Here is a 15,478-nt window from a genome sequence, read left to right as displayed (position 1 = left end):
TACAACAATTACATCTTGCGTGGATCCATTTCCGCAGAACTTTTAGGTAAATCGTGCTTCTATCCTCACTCCCCCAACGATGTATTCATCTCTGCGGTGGAAAATGCCCTCATAGCAATAATGAGCGTATTCAGCACTTTTAATCGAAGCCGGGTAGACCTACGTGCGGCTTTAATAATACTGCAAGATCTTCCGTCTGTATACCCGATAATAAGAAAATTACGGCCTAACGCTGAATATGGATCTATAATTACAAAATTTTAAGAAGGTTGCTATCAATATAAAATAGCAACCCTATAGTAATTAGAAAATTAGTGATCGTGGCCGTGCTCAGCGTGAATCTCAAATTTCAATTCAAGAACGTTCTCACCGGCAAATAGTGTTGCATAATTATCTTTGTTCCAATCTGTACGCGTAACCGTAGCTTTCAATCCTTCATTTAGTTTTCTCACTACATACTTCACCTGTTTCGTCGGGCCCTCGTTATCGTGACCAATTGTAAAATAGCTCAAAATTCCTGTGGTCTCGAATTGACCCTTTACTTCGGTTCCGTCGCCATATTTTAAGTCGCGTGGTTGGAAAATAGCGCCGCTCTCATCATCCGTGTCCGGATTTAGTATAAAATTACCGCCGACTAAAAAAGCCTTGTAATTATCAGCAACTGCTTTGCTGGCAACAAAGTCGTTCTGTACTTCTTTTCCATTATAATCCCATGCCTTCAGTTCGATTTTATACACCGCATCGGCTTCAAGATGCAAATGCCCGCCAGACGTAGCATCGCCATTTTCATCAAACTTAATCGTCATGGCCTCCCCCTCTACACCTTCGGCAAGACCGTGGAAATGGTCGCCATGCGCGTGAACCGCCTCACCACTCACCTCTGTCAATATGAGTTCCGAGCGTTCAATGCCTTCTTTTATTGGATCAGTATCATCATCCTTGTTACAAGATGAAAGCGAAAATACCGTAAATCCAACCAACGCGAATGCGACTAAAAATTTGTTTTGTTTTTGTGTAATCATGATAAATTTATGTTAATGCAATAATGTTGCAAACATACAAATTGATAATTTTAAATGCAATTAAATTGCATTTAAAATACACATAAATAGAAAGGTTCCCCTGTAATGACTCCATAAACGAAAAAACGCGGTACTATGATAATACCGCGTTTGACATATTAATAGCTTTGTTCAGAAAATCATTCCATTGGGGACTGCTGCATTTGGTCTTTTTTTTGATGTATAGTTCGTTCTCTACGACCATTACGATTACCAAAATAGGCTTAACCAGTACGATACCTCACCTACAAAAATTAACACGATCTCAGGAAGCGCCTATGTCGTCTGAAAGACATGATACGATCCGGTATTTGCAAATTTTTAAAAAATAAGATAGATTTACAAAAAATTAATCATTTGGTAACAAAGTAGTAGCCGTGCGAGAGAGAGGTACCTATAGCGATGATGTACAGTTAGTTTTGCGGATTAATGCAGGTGACCACCGGGCTTTTGAGGAATTATTTAGTCGTTATAAAGAAGTCCTCTACCGCCACGCATATCGGATGATTCCCGATGTGGAGATCTGCAACGACATTATACAAGATGTATTCCTGACCATCTGGACCAAGCATAAGACCTGGCATATCAAAACCTCTGCAATTTCATACCTTTATCAGGCGGTACGCAATAAGGTACTTGATCACATCAGCCACGAAAAAGTAATTGACAAATATTTAGGCGAATTGACCGATTTCGAGCGAAACGGACAGTGTTACACCGAAGAATCGGTACTCGAACGCGAACTTTTAGCCCTGATCGAAGAAAATAAGTCTAATCTACCCGCTCGTACGCGCGAAATTTTCGAAATGAACCGCGAACAGCAACTAAGCTACCGCGAAATCGGCGAAAAACTATCTATTTCGGAGACAACTGCAAAGAAACAGGTACATAATGCACTCCGTTACCTCCGTACAAAGCTTACTACACTCCTATTTTCCATTCTTTTTTTACTTTTTTCATTTTTATAGTACTCCCTTTTCCTAGGTTGCCCGTCTCTTCTATAACTGACCGTCGTAAATATGGGGCCAGTACCTGATCATGATGAACAAACTAGACACCAAAAAGATCCTGCAAAAGTACAATGCAGGCGAAAAATTAAGCAGGCAGGAGATACTGTGGCTGGATAGCTTTTATCTACACAAAGCCAAGCAGTCTACGCATCAGCTATCCGATTCTGATCTGGCCAACAATCTCGCACAGGTGGAATCTGTGCTACCAAAAAAAAGTCAGCATACTCGTCTCGTGCGTAATATTGCTGGAATTGCCGCTTTATTCTTATGCACAATAGGCGTCTACTCCTATTTTGTAGACTGGCCGTTTGATGGGGGGAATGAAATTAACTTAGCCGCTGGACAACAACGGCAGCTAACGCTCCCGGATGGCACTAAGGTCACTTTAAATGCGTCAAGCACCCTTACTTATCCCCGCACATTTAAAGACGCAGCGACGCGGGAAGTAACACTGGTAGGAGAAGCTTACTTCGATGTCGCGAAGGATAAAAATAAGCCCTTTCTTGTCCATACAGATCGTATGGATATCCGTGTACATGGTACCGCTTTTAATGTACGCGACTACAAAGAAGACGATGTTGCGGAAACTGCACTGGTGCACGGTAAAATAGAAATATGGAAAACGGGCGATAAGCAAAACACCTATTTTCTAGAACCCCGTGAAAAATTCACACTTACCACGCAGGCAACGGTGTCGACTCCCAAAAAGGCGGTACCCGTCAACACCGCCAAATTAGTAACAAAGCGGCCGGAAATCACCATACAGCCCTTTGAAATTTCCGAAAGCGACGGAAGTGCGTTGGAAACAGAATGGACATTAAACCGGATCACGATTCATGAAGAATCACTGCAGCAGATCGCGTTACGCTTACAGCGGATGTACGGTGTGCATATCAAGATCGCAGATCCCACCATCGGACAGAAATTGTACTCCGCAACGTTCGAAAACGAGACCATCGACAATATACTCAGGGGGCTTAGTGTGGTATCACCTTTCCAGATAAAAAAGGATAGTGCCGGAAACATCGAAATTTTTTAAATACAAACAATATCCATATATAATTAACTCCGTTTATGAATAAATTCTTACCACACATTCGCAAAGAAGCTCGGCTGGCTATTTTTTTAGCATGTTTGAGCACAACCCACATCCACGGGGCTGCCTATTCACAGTCCGAAAAGATCAATGTGTCGATCAAACGTGGTCGACTAGAGGATGTATTCAAATCCATCGATGCAAAGAGTAGTTACAAAATATTTTACAGCAAGGGCATGCTACCCAAGTCTGAGGTTAACCTTCAGGGCACCGATATCAGCGTAAAAGATGTTCTAGATCAGTCGCTGCGCGGTAGCAACCTCACGTGGGAACTATTGGATAACAATATTATTGCGATCAAAGAAAAAACCGCGAAGCAACAAGCGAAACAACAATTGAGGGCCAGTGGTCAAGTGCTCAACGCCAATGGTACACCATTGGCGGGTGTGACCATCCTGATCAAAGATTGGCGAAATCAGGAGTTTCAAAATATACAGACAAATACTGCTTCCGACGAAAATGGTATCTGGAGTCTTAACCTACCCTCCGATAATCTAACACTGGTATTCTCCTTTATAGGCTATCAAACAGTCGAAATGCCGGCAAAGCGTTTTATTGACAATCGCGAACCTCTTCGTTTACAGCCAGAGATCGGAGGGCTCGAAGAAGTTGTGGTCATTGGCTACGGCACCACGACCAAACGGATGAATACGGGATCGGTAGCCTCTATTACGGCGAAGGATATTGAAACACAACCTGTGGGCAATCCGCTAGCCGCGCTATCGGGTAGACTGTCGGGGGTGTTGATTGCACAAAATAATGGTGTACCGGGCAGTGCGGTACAGATTCAGGTCCGCAACCAGGCATCCCTAAGTCCAACCTCGTCTGGCTCTATTCCACTTTACGTAATCGATGGTGTGCCGTTTACCAATTTTAATGGGGGACAGCCCGCTACAGACAACCTTAATTCCTTCGGCATATCGGGTTCCTCGGGCGGGTTAAGTCCGTTTGCGATGATAAATCCTTCCGATATCGAACGTATCGACGTATTAAAAGATGCCGATGCGACCGCTATTTACGGTAGTAGAGGCGCAAATGGTGTGGTATTGATTACGACAAAAAAGGGGCAGTCTGGACGTACGCGCTTCGGCGTAAACCTTAACACGGGTTACACCGAGGTGAATAACTTTATACCCATGCTTGGGCTAGACGATTATTTGACCCTTCGTAAAGAAGCATTCGCAAATGATGGAGCAACACCGACGGTTGCTAACGCACCTGATTTAACGTTATGGGATCAAACACAATCGACCGACTGGCAAAAGTTCTTGATCGGAAACCGGGGACACATCACAGACGTACAGGCCAACATGTCCGGCGGAAATAATAACACCCGTTTTTTCTTCAACTCAGGATATAGACGCGAAAGTACGGTATTTGTGGGCGACAGCCAGAATGCCCGGTTTACCTCGAGGTTAAACTTGGATCACACGACCTCCGACGGCAAATTTAATATAGCCCTCTCAGCAAGTTATGCAAACGACGAATCGGATATGCCGAGCTCCGATATCACCTCGCTATATAACCTCCCGCCGAACTTCCCACTTTATGACGATAACGGCGCGCTATACTGGTTAACGGGATCTTCTTTCAACAACCCCCTGGCCATGATCAAGCGAAAATATATTGGCACCACAAATAACCTAATTTCAGGAGCCAACTTAAGCTACAAGATTTTACCAGGTCTAACAGCGAAGGCCAACTTTGGCTATACTACAACCCAGTTGCACCAAAATAATCAAACACCAGCTTCGAGTTTGAACCCAGCCAACAATCCGCTTAGTTCAGCATCTTTTTCTAATACGAAGTCGCAGAATTGGATCATTGAGCCTACATTAGATTATGTTACAACTTTGGGCGACGGACAATTAACAGCGTTAATCGGAACGAGCTTCCAACAGAATTCGTCGGCTACGCAGACGACAAATGGGTCTAATTTCCCGAACGAAGCTTTACTGGGTTCCCTAAGTGCCGCCGGAAATTACACAGCAAGTAATAACATTGTATACTATAAGTACAATGCGGTGTTCGGAAAATTAAACTACGACTGGAAACAAAAATATCTTTTTAACGGAACATTCCGCCGGGATGGATCGTCCAGATTTGGACCGAACAACCGTTTTGGAAACTTTGGCGCTGTCGGTTTAGGCTGGATCTTTACGAATGAAGACTTTTTCGAAGATCGCAAGAACGTACTCAGTTTCGGTAAAATACGGGGTAGTTTTGGCTCAACTGGTAACGATCAAATTTCAAACTACATCCATCAGTCCCTCCTGAGTTCTACAACAGCATACCTGGGAAATCCGTCTATGAACCTGGTCACCCTTGCCAATCCCAATATCCAATGGGAGACGACGCAAAAACTGGAATTCGCAGTAGATCTGGGCTTTTTACGCGACAGGATCTTGTTTACGGCGAATTATTTCCGTAACCGTTCCGGAAATCAGTTAACAGATGTAACCTTGCCAACGCAGGTCGGATATAATAGTTATAAGGCAAACGTTCCGGCGCTCATTCAAAACACCGGTCTAGAACTGGAGCTCAGCTCAACAAATATTGAGAACGATAATTTCTTTTGGAAAACGTCGACAAACTTCACGTTTTTTCGAAACAAGCTGCTCAAATTCGACGGCATAGAAAATACATTTTATGCAAGTAGCTTTATAATCGGCGAACCCATCAATTTAATTCGCTTATACAACTATTTAGGCGTAGATGAAGCGACGGGACAAGCAACCTATGAAGATCGAGATGGTAACGGTACGATCAATCTCGATGACCGCTACGTCGCCGATTTAGGCACACCTTTTTATGGCGGATTTAATAATACGTTTTCTTACAAAGGGTTCGAATTGGGTGTATTCTTCCAATTCAACCATCGCTTTGGTGTGACCAAGATCCTGAATACACGCCCGGGCGCCTTTGTCAATCAGAACGATTACTGGCTGGGTCGCTGGACAGATGCCAATCCGGGGTCTGAGATTCCCGGCGCGACAACCACAGCCGGAAACCCTCTCTATGCGTCATACAATCAGTTCACGAGTTCTAATGCGGTATACGGAGATGCATCCTATATCAAGCTGCGATCGATCAATCTGACTTATAAGTTGCCGACTGAATGGACATCGCGCGCAAAAATGTCCAACTGCAGTATTTTTGTGCAGGGACAAAACCTATTTACCTGGGCTAAAAATCCTTACGTACTGGATACAGAAACGACTGTCCAAGGCGGTCCCTCAGGACTAGGGACGGGCACAATCGCTCAAGTTCTTCCGCCATTACGTACCATTGTCTTCGGGATTAACTGTCAATTTTAATGAACAACGAAATGAAAAGATTTTTAAATAACATTATACCACTATCTGTCATCATGGGAGGTTCCCTTCTTGCTTCCTGTGCTAAATTTGTAGAACTGGGTGCTCCTCCTACGCAGATCGAATATCAAGATGGCTTTTTAACAGATGCCGGTGCCCAAAGTGTCATATCAGGATTATATGTATCGGCGACTGGAAATGCAACAAATGCAAATCTGTCCAGCATGACGTCGCTCTATAGCGGCTTAGCTGCTGACGACCTTCAATATAATGGTGCTGACGCATTGTTGGTCGAATTCTACACAAATGGTCTGCTAAGTACAAACGGTCTAGTCAATAACATATGGAGTAACTTGTATCAACTGGTAAAGAACACAAACAACGCTGTAACTGCCTTAGAAGCTTCCAATGTACTCTCACCTGCCACCAAAAATCAGTTAATCGGTGAAGCAAAATTTATCCGCGCTTACGCCTATTTGTATCTTGTTAACCTCTACGGCGATGTCCCATTATATACCGTCGACGATAGCGGTGTATTTGAAACAGCTGTGCTTCCGCGAGAATCCGCCGATCGTGTTTATGAACAAATCCTTAACGATCTACAAGATGCGGAAACTAAACTGGACGTTGCCTATAAAGGTACATTCCGGGGTAGAGTAAATAAACATGCCGCCAGCGCACTTTTGGCCCGTGTGTGTTTATACCGCAAAGATTATGTCAATGCGGAGCTATATGCCAGCAAAGTATTGGCAGCTACAGATCTATACAGTATGCCGGCACCATCCGCAAGTTTTACCAACACCAGCGGAGAAATCATTTTTCAACTGGCTAATATCAATGGGGTAACGACGTTTGCAGCAAATTATAATGCTGTGGGAGCGACAACCATTCCGGCGTATACTTTACCCGATAGGCATTACCAGACTTTTGAAACGACGCCCGAAGAAGACCTGCGAAAACTTAATTGGGTAACACCTAAAACTGTTAGTGATAAGGTCTATTACACTATTACCAAATACAAGTCTACTAGCCCGACAATCGGCAATGAGTATCACGTCGTATTGCGTCTTGCCGAGCAGTACCTTATCCGAGCCGAAGCAAGAGCAAACCGGGATAATCTTGAAGGTGCAAAAGCAGATATCGATGCCGTGCGTTCACGCGCCGGAATTGAAGGCGTAAGCAGCGACTTAACGGAGACGCAAATGCTGACCGCCATTGAAACGGAGCGTCTTCACGAGCTTTTCGGTGAGTACGGCCATAGATGGTTTGACTTAAAACGGACGGACCGCGCGACAGCTGTACTAGCGCCGGTAAAGGCAAACTGGCAAGCTACCGATGTGCTATTTCCTATACCGAGTGCACAACGGCTGGCTAATAACCGCCTGACACAGAATTTAGGTTACGAGGATTAAATAATACATAGAAAAAAATTGAAAATATATGAAAAACACACTAATTTTCGCACTTGCGCTATCTGCCACCGTGAGCTACGGTCAGCAAAAGCCAGCCGATCGGTATCAGCAATACCTTCCGATCATCACTGCCGGCTCTGCAGCACAAAAAGATTCCTTAGCTACTGCCCTAGTGGGTGAAGCCAAGAGCTATAAAACGGAGGCCGAATACCGGTCAACGTTAAATATACTCCGCAATTTGGAACAGGATGCAAAAACGCAGGAACTGGAAAAAGTTGCCGTCAAGAAATTTCCAAAAGGCGCCATCACACGCGATGCGTTTATCCAAAACACCTATTACAAAGCCGAAACGACAGCCGAAAAAGAAAAGGCCTATAAGGAACTGCTAAAAAAATGGCCGGTTAAAAACTTTCCCGACGAAGCGCTTACCTACGACTATGCCGTTGCAGCACTGGCGCAAAGTTACGCCAAAGATGGCAATGCAGCGAAGGCAACCCAGTATCTTGAAACCATGCAGGAACGCTTCTGGCGTGGAAATGGGTACCTACCTGTTGGAAAGACGTTATTGGCTCAGGGCGATACCACGAGTGCGACACCACTACTAAAGGTCGCTATGGATGACGCCTATTACTATATAACCTTGCCAGAGGAACAGAAAGACAACAAAGCGAAGTTCGCCGCCATGGGTTATGCCAGTGCCATGTCGGCATACGTGGATATCCTGGTAAACAGAGGGCAATATGCGCAGGCAGTGGAGCAGATCGAAAAGGCACTGGCGGTGGCACCGCAACAAGCGGACGCCCTATCCACGGTGTACTATAAGTCACTAGTCGGACTGGGTCGCAAATTAGAAGCCTACAACATCCTGACGCGCCTCTACGCAAAAGGTCAATTTGGCGTAGAAGACCAGCTGAAGGAACTTTACACCGATCTCAACGGATCGATGACGGGCTACGAGCGGTTCAACGCAAATCTCAAAGAAGAACTGACAAAAACCATCCGCACGCATATTAAAGAAATGGAAACGTTTAAACCTGCCCCAGCCTTCGAGCTATTGAACCTGAAAGGTGAAAAGGTTTCCCTGGCCAGTCTCAAAGGAAAGATCGTGGTATTGGATTTCTGGGCAACCTGGTGCCAGCCTTGTATCCGCTCGTTCCCGGGCATGCAGGCTGCACAAGCATCCTACGCGGCAGATCCGGACGTGCAGTTCCTATTTATCAATACCTGGGAGCGCGACAAAGATTACAAAACGAAAGTTCCTGCCTTTATCGAAAAGAATAATTATCCCTTCGAAGTATTGTATGATGACCAAAAAGACCCGCAATCCGGCCAAAATATGGCGGCGCAGTACGGGGTTAAAGGTATTCCTGCCAAATTTATTATCGATAAGGAAGGGAATATCCGGTATTTTCTAACGGGATCTTCGCCCAATGTAGATTACATCAAAATGGAAATGCATGAACTGATCGAATCGGCAAAAAAACCACATAAAGGTTAATACAGTTCTAAGTTTTTTAATAACACAACAAGGGGGACCGTTCATTTCAGAACGATCCCCCTTGTTGCTTAATGGAATGCAGTATGTTAACGCGCCCGGTAACGGTAACCCAGGTAAGCGATCAGTAGCAATACGGCCAGCATCCATGGCCAATGCGATAGGTTGGAAACCCATTTGCGCCACGACCAGACCGTCGATTGAAGCTGCGTTTCTGTCAGGGCATCCACGACACCGACACGATGGCTGTAAGTACTGCCACGCGATCGTCCGTCCTGATACTGCACCCAGCCGTTGTACGCCGATAGGCCGCTATCGGGATGGAAATAAAAGACGCTGTCGGCATAGAAGGACCACATTCGCCGTGCGCTATCCGTTACCCGTTGCTGTCTGTCTTCGGCAGTCCACCGTGTCGATTCCGAAACCGCGGTGTTGGTCTGCTCCCGCTGTGCAGTTGTTTTTTGCATTCCGCAGCTGGCTACCAGCCACAGAAATACCAGAAGGTAAGTGCACTTCATTTAGTGGAGGTTTTTATTTCCCGTTATCCAATCCGCCAATGCATAGATCGTGGACCGGTGACGCCGCCGGGATTCCACCCGGTTGTTGCTGTTTCCTTCAATGGTAAGGAGGTATTTGCTTTGGGCCTCCTTCACTAGACCGACGTGGTTGATGCGCTTGGCCGCTGCCCCGTAAATCCCGAAAATATCCGAAACAGCAACTTTACGTATTTGCGAATTCGCAAATTTACCCTGCTTCCAATACGTGTTTGCATTTGGGAATAAGGCTGGGCTCCAGGGGTTGCGTGGTTGGAGTAGCCCAGCCTGCCCATAGCACCAGCTTACGAATGCCGCACACCATTGATGGCCCTTGCCAAGGTTTGTATACCGTAGGTATTCTTCGACGCGCTTGCCATCGTTGTTGCCGGTTGCTTCCTTGACTCCGAGTTCTGCTGTAGCGATGGCAGTGATCTGTTGGCGGAGAGATCCCTCTGTTCCGCTCCGCTCCAATCGGGATGACGTGTGGACGTTGAATAGCAGACCCGTCCCAGAAAGCACGTCATGGCGATGAATGCAATGAAGAAGCAATCTTTCTGGCAAAAGCACAGATTGCCGCGTCGCTACGCTCCTCGCAAAGACGTGCTTTTTAGCTATCATATCATCGCAAGAAGATACCATCCCTACGTCATGGCGATGAATGCAATGAAGAAGCAATCTTTCTGGCAAAAGCACAGATTGCCGCGTCGCTATGCTCCTCGCAAAGACGTGCTTTTGCCTTGCGTTCTGCCTGAAACCTTGAAAAAACGGCCTAGGACGATACAGGTTCGAATACGAAAAATCACCACCCTTACACTTTCGAAAATGGTCGCCTAAGGAAATTTTGGCAATTGCAGTGGGACGCACTAACGCCCTGCCAAAATATCCTAGCGACACGGTTTTCCATTCTTTTGACAAGACAAAAGAATGAGCCCCTCGCGGCTTGAGCGAGTAAATTAAAAAACTATAATTAAACTCAGTAACACTGTATAAACAAGCAAAAAGAAAACCGAAAAATAAAGAACACAAAGCTGCCATGACGTCAATTGATTAAAGTGATTACCTAACTGTTTACGAAAAGTCTTGAACGGCTGCCAGAGCAGTTCCTGCAGCCAGACGCTACAGAAGATGGCAAGCAGACCGCTAATCAAGCCCAGTATTAAAACCGATAAAATACCGATATCGAGTATCCCCGCTGCGGGGTCGATAAGTTGGAGGATGGCCCCCGCAAATACAAAAAGTGTGAGCAGCCATAGTAGCACTATACCCAGTTTTTGTTTTATACCGATTTCCCCAAGCATATCCTGGATAAGCCAAGGGGTATTAGTTTGTAATGTTGTCATTTTTGTAGTATTAAGTATTTAGTATTAAGTATTGAGACTTTAGTGGTTGCAAAATTTGAATGGGGAGCAGGTAACTGAAACGTCTTATCGTCTCCTGATTTCCGTTACGTGATTTCGGATCTCAACTATGTTAGTATTAAGTATTTAGTATTGAGGTTATCACCGTTGGCACGTCACTGCGAGAAGGCACGACGAAGCAGTCTTTCGTTAATTACTTTACTAGATTGCCGCGTCGCTACGCTTCTCGCAAAGACGAGCACTGTGATCCTGATTTCTAACTCCTAGTCACTAACAACCAGTCACCAATCACCAGCGATCCGATGTCCGTTACCTGATTCCTGATCTCCAATTCCAGAAACCGGAACCAAGTAGCAGCGATCCAATTTCCGCTACCCGATTCCTGATTTCTAACTCCTAGTCACTAACAACCAGTCACCAATCACCAGCGATCCGATTCCGGCTACCCGATTCCTGATTTCTAACTCCTAGTCACTAACAACCAGTCACCAATCACCAGTAACCAGTCACCAATCACTAGCAACCAATCACCAGTAACCTACCGCACAATCATCGATACCGCTTCGGTCCAGTCACTGCTACCCTTTGCATTTCGGGCACGCACCCTCACGTAGTACCGGGTACCGGGTGTTAACGGCGCAACGATGTTGCCACGGGATGTAGTCGTAAAATAGGACTGTCCCCATATGATATCTGCTGCATCGTTCGGCCATTCACCGATTTGGATCTCATACTCCCAGATACTTTTCTGCGCCGTAAAATCCACCCGCATCTGTCCGCTTAGGCTACCGTCTTTTAAGGTCACCCGTAAAATGGTATAAGGCACTTGCTTTCCAGAAGGCTGCTTAGCCAAAATCATGGCCGAGCTGGTCAGTACAGCTAGGTTTCCGGCCGACACCGTATTTACGTGATGTGCAAGCTGCCCCATTTCATACAGCAACTGTTTTCGACTTTCGTTTTTAAGCCGCTTATCTAGCACGCTGCCACCCCGTATGGCGATTTCATGCTTAGTCCGGTAGTCGTTCACTACCGTCGTTAAATCCACCAATGCGGGAATGGGATCGGGAAAATTTGCATTGTCTGTCAATGCACCTAAAATTTTTCCCGCTAATACCGCCAGCTCATCGTCTGACAGGTCTTTATAATTTGAGATTACTTTTTCTGTTCTCATGATAATTTTATTTTTGATGTTGAACTAAATGGTCACCTGCCTCCATTAGGCAAGTGAGTTGCCATGTGGTGAAGTCTACTTGGACCTTGCATTTATTTGCCCGTTTGCTTCACAGCATATAGCACAAATGGTGGTCCTCTAGGGGGTATGTTTGTCGTTTTCATACCCGAAGATGGGGAGTATAAGAAGGGCGTACGAAAATTTGATCAAGATTGACCAAGATTAGCCCGGAGCTGACCAAGATTGATCAAAATAGGGTATAAATGACTTGTTAGGGAGGTTTCCGGACTAGGTTGAGGCTGCTCCACACTCGGTTGAGCGCTATCCTTACCCGCTTAAATGCCAGCCCAGTTAGGTTTATGGTTAACTGGATCCGGTCGGGGGTTCATCCGGTTGGTCAAGGACTAACTATCGTGGGTTAAGCGCTAACCATACCCGGTTAAATGCTAACCAAGTTAGGTCAAGGGCTATCTGTATTGGGTTGCGTATTAACCATATCCGGTTAGCTGCTAGCCCAGTCCGGTCAAGAGCTAAACATATTGAGTTGCACGTTAACCATATCCGGTTAGCTGCCGGCCCTAACCGATTAGCTGCCCACCCGCTTGGGCCGACGGTTAATTATATTGGGTTGAGCACTAACCCTAACCCGTTAGCTGCCCACCGGCTTGGGTCAAAGGTTAACTATATTGGGTTGAGCACTAATCCTAACCCGTTAGCTGCTAAACCAGTTGGGTCGAAGGCTAACTATATTGGGTTGAATCCTAACCATAACCCGTTAGCTGCCAGCCCAGTTGGGACTAGCCCTAACCCAATCCGGTCGAGGTATCCATTACAGGGTCGAAAAAGCTAAAAGATGCTTCGGCAAGCGTCCGCATAACAGAATAACATATAAATCCTTAATTTAACAACATCAAGCTCGAAAACCCTAAGGCGATACGAGCAGGGCAGACACCGTCTGATTTTTAAACACCGCTTTCAAACCATATTTCTTTCCGGCAGCGACATCGGTATAGGTATGCGCACTCCCGGTTACGGAGTCATACTGCACCAGCCCATTTCCTTCCGCTTTATAGATAATATAGTAATCCACTTCCATATCCGCCGGGGCAGTCCACGATAGCACGGGCTTCTCATTCTCCATTTTTACGGTTAGGGTTCCCGGCGCATTTTGTGCGCTGGCATAGACAAATACCTGCAATGGAAAGCTAATTTCGGATACCTTGTTTTGGTTATCCCGTACCCGCACCGCATACTCATAATTGCGGCTTGCTTCTACGGTACTATCGGTATAGCTTAGCGTTTCCAACGGAAGTGTGGCCAGGGTAGACCACAGGGAATCAAGCGCGACACGGCGGAGTACCTCCACCGCTTTGCTGTCATCTCCGGGTGGCAGCACCCAACGGAAGGATACCGTACCATCGGAGACCTTATAATTTTCAATAACCGGAGCGGGTGTCTGCACCATTTTAGGTCGAGCGACCGTCAGGATATCCGAAAAATCACTGTGGTTGCTGTTGCCATCAATCGCCACCACACGGTAATACACCTCTTTGTTGAGCACACTGCGGTCCAGGGTATCAATGAATACAGAATCCCGTACAAAATCAGCCGTAATAGGCGAATAGGACCCGCTTTTTTGGTTAGCCATAAACACCCTATACCCCTGTATATTATCCAGATAGTCCACATGCCAGCGTACCGTAACCACGCCCGTACTGTCTACAAAGCCCTGTAAACCCGTCGGCGGCAGCGGCGGAATACTGTCGTAGGCAAATACGTACTGTACATTCGTTCCTGCATAATTCCCCGCGGTATCCACCGCCAATACCTGGTAGTATACCCCCTTCACCAGGTCGGTATTCTGGTCGGTGTATTCCCGCTGCGACGCCGGCAAAAGCTCTTCCGTAAGGTAGTCGTCTAATTGATCCATCTGCGCGCCCTTCCTCACGATAAATCCCGCAATCGGGCGATCGGCATCGGTCTCCTGTGTCCAGGATAAATGGGCAAATTTACCCTGTTCTATCCGTGCCATTAAATATCCCCTCGGTGGTGCCGTTTGCTGCTGGGCAAGCGCACTAACGACCGGCGCATAGTAGCTGGTATCCGCAAAGGCATCAATACCGTTTACACGGTAATAATACTTCGTGTAGTTGTCCACGCTATCGATGTAAATAAAGTCTTTTGCATCGACCAGTCGGTTAAATACGATCGGGATTTGATTCAGTCTCGTGAACTGTGCCCCATCTTCCGATCGTTCCACATTATAGGAGGTAAAAGTATTGTGCAGCCCATCATTGGGAATAAGGATATGTACAGCCCTGTCTTTACCCACGGCTTTTACATTTCGTGGCGAAAGGACTTCATCCTTCATGCTTCCGGGCAACAAATAAAAAGCGGTATCAACCTCAAATACCGACGGCAGCGGGCTATCGATATAAACCCGGTACGCATATTTATATGTTCCGTTTACGGCCAGGTGATCCGTGTAGCGCATACCCAATGCGTTGGCACTTACCGTATCCATATCCGCAGCCATCATCGCCAAGGTATATTTATTTTCAAACTCCATGCTGGCATTTTCCATACTTTCCTGGTCTGCAATACTGGGGGCAGCGATACTTGGATTCCCAAACAAGGCTTCTGCGGCGATCAACAGCGCGTTATTGCCCGTATCGGCCAGCACGCGCTGCCTAAAAAGGTCTTCATCCTCGTGCTTTATCGGTCGGGTATTGATCTTCGTCCATTGCTTTTGTAAGGGCTTATTCTGTTCATCCAGTACGATACGATCTATACCGATCCCTACATCATTCGCCACCAGCCATACGGCGGCATTATCGATCCCCCAGCGTAAGACCAGTTTATCGGGGTAGGCTTTTACCTTCAGGAATATACTTCCCGTTATTTTCTCGTCCAGCGTGTCCGTAGCCGGTACAGTTTGCGCCTGAAGATTCCCGAGCGTAAGAAGAGCTAGACCATAGACCAGCGCAACGAAGCAAATACTATATTTCACGATTATTCTGTTCAT

At 46.1% G+C, this 15,478-nt stretch carries 11 protein-coding genes; 5 read left to right on the top strand and 6 right to left on the bottom strand.

Annotated features, from left to right (window positions below; translation table 11 throughout):
• Positions 1-311: 311 nt before the first annotated feature.
• Entirely contained in the window at positions 312-1,022 is a 711-nt protein-coding gene (locus C4F40_RS17460; RefSeq protein ID WP_196940704.1) for a hypothetical protein, read from the bottom strand.
• Between the two features lie 416 nt (positions 1,023-1,438).
• Between C4F40_RS17460 and C4F40_RS17455 the strand changes: the two genes are divergently transcribed.
• The 5 genes from C4F40_RS17455 to C4F40_RS17435 all read left to right on the top strand — a co-directional run bounded on the left by C4F40_RS17455 (position 1,439) and on the right by C4F40_RS17435 (position 9,391).
• Positions 1,439-2,029 carry an RNA polymerase sigma factor gene (locus tag C4F40_RS17455; RefSeq protein ID WP_196940703.1) on the top strand — a complete coding sequence of 197 codons (591 nt, stop codon included), beginning with the start codon at positions 1,439-1,441 and terminating at the stop codon, positions 2,027-2,029.
• 70 nt (positions 2,030-2,099) lie between these two features.
• Positions 2,100-3,110: a FecR family protein gene (locus C4F40_RS17450; RefSeq protein WP_196940702.1), complete on the top strand. Its 1,011-nt coding sequence runs from the start codon at positions 2,100-2,102 to the stop codon at positions 3,108-3,110.
• 35 nt (positions 3,111-3,145) lie between these two features.
• Positions 3,146-6,484 (top strand): SusC/RagA family TonB-linked outer membrane protein, encoded by a 3,339-nt coding sequence (locus C4F40_RS17445; RefSeq protein WP_196940701.1) that lies wholly within the window; start codon positions 3,146-3,148, stop codon positions 6,482-6,484.
• 11 nt (positions 6,485-6,495) lie between these two features.
• Positions 6,496-7,893, top strand: coding sequence for a RagB/SusD family nutrient uptake outer membrane protein (locus C4F40_RS17440; RefSeq protein WP_196940700.1), 1,398 nt, complete (start codon positions 6,496-6,498; stop codon positions 7,891-7,893).
• Positions 7,894-7,921: 28 nt separating this feature from the next.
• Entirely contained in the window at positions 7,922-9,391 is a 1,470-nt protein-coding gene (locus C4F40_RS17435; RefSeq protein ID WP_196940699.1) for a redoxin domain-containing protein, read from the top strand.
• An 86-nt stretch (positions 9,392-9,477) separates the two neighbouring features.
• On the opposite strand, the gene C4F40_RS17430 is transcribed toward C4F40_RS17435, so the two are convergent.
• The 5 genes from C4F40_RS17430 to C4F40_RS17410 form a co-directional block, all read right to left on the bottom strand.
• Positions 9,478-9,906 carry a hypothetical protein gene (locus C4F40_RS17430; RefSeq protein WP_196940698.1) on the bottom strand — a complete coding sequence of 143 codons (429 nt, stop codon included), beginning with the start codon at positions 9,904-9,906 and terminating at the stop codon, positions 9,478-9,480.
• A complete protein-coding gene (locus tag C4F40_RS17425) occupies positions 9,907-10,542 on the bottom strand; it encodes a CHAP domain-containing protein (RefSeq protein WP_196940697.1) in 636 nt (211 codons plus the stop codon).
• A 335-nt stretch (positions 10,543-10,877) separates the two neighbouring features.
• Entirely contained in the window at positions 10,878-11,264 is a 387-nt protein-coding gene (locus C4F40_RS17420) for a hypothetical protein (RefSeq protein WP_196940696.1), read from the bottom strand.
• 556 nt (positions 11,265-11,820) lie between these two features.
• Positions 11,821-12,453, bottom strand: a complete 633-nt coding sequence (locus C4F40_RS17415; protein WP_196940695.1) for a fibronectin type III domain-containing protein — start codon at positions 12,451-12,453, stop codon at positions 11,821-11,823.
• A 925-nt stretch (positions 12,454-13,378) separates the two neighbouring features.
• Positions 13,379-15,478, bottom strand: a complete 2,100-nt coding sequence (locus C4F40_RS17410; RefSeq protein WP_196940694.1) for a fibronectin type III domain-containing protein — start codon at positions 15,476-15,478, stop codon at positions 13,379-13,381.

Origin of the sequence: Sphingobacterium pedocola, from assembly GCF_015209965.1 — a bacterium.
GTDB lineage: Bacteria > Bacteroidota > Bacteroidia > Sphingobacteriales > Sphingobacteriaceae > Sphingobacterium > Sphingobacterium pedocola.
Note: the sequence above shows the minus strand (reverse complement) of the source record. Positions and strands in the feature narration are given on the sequence as shown.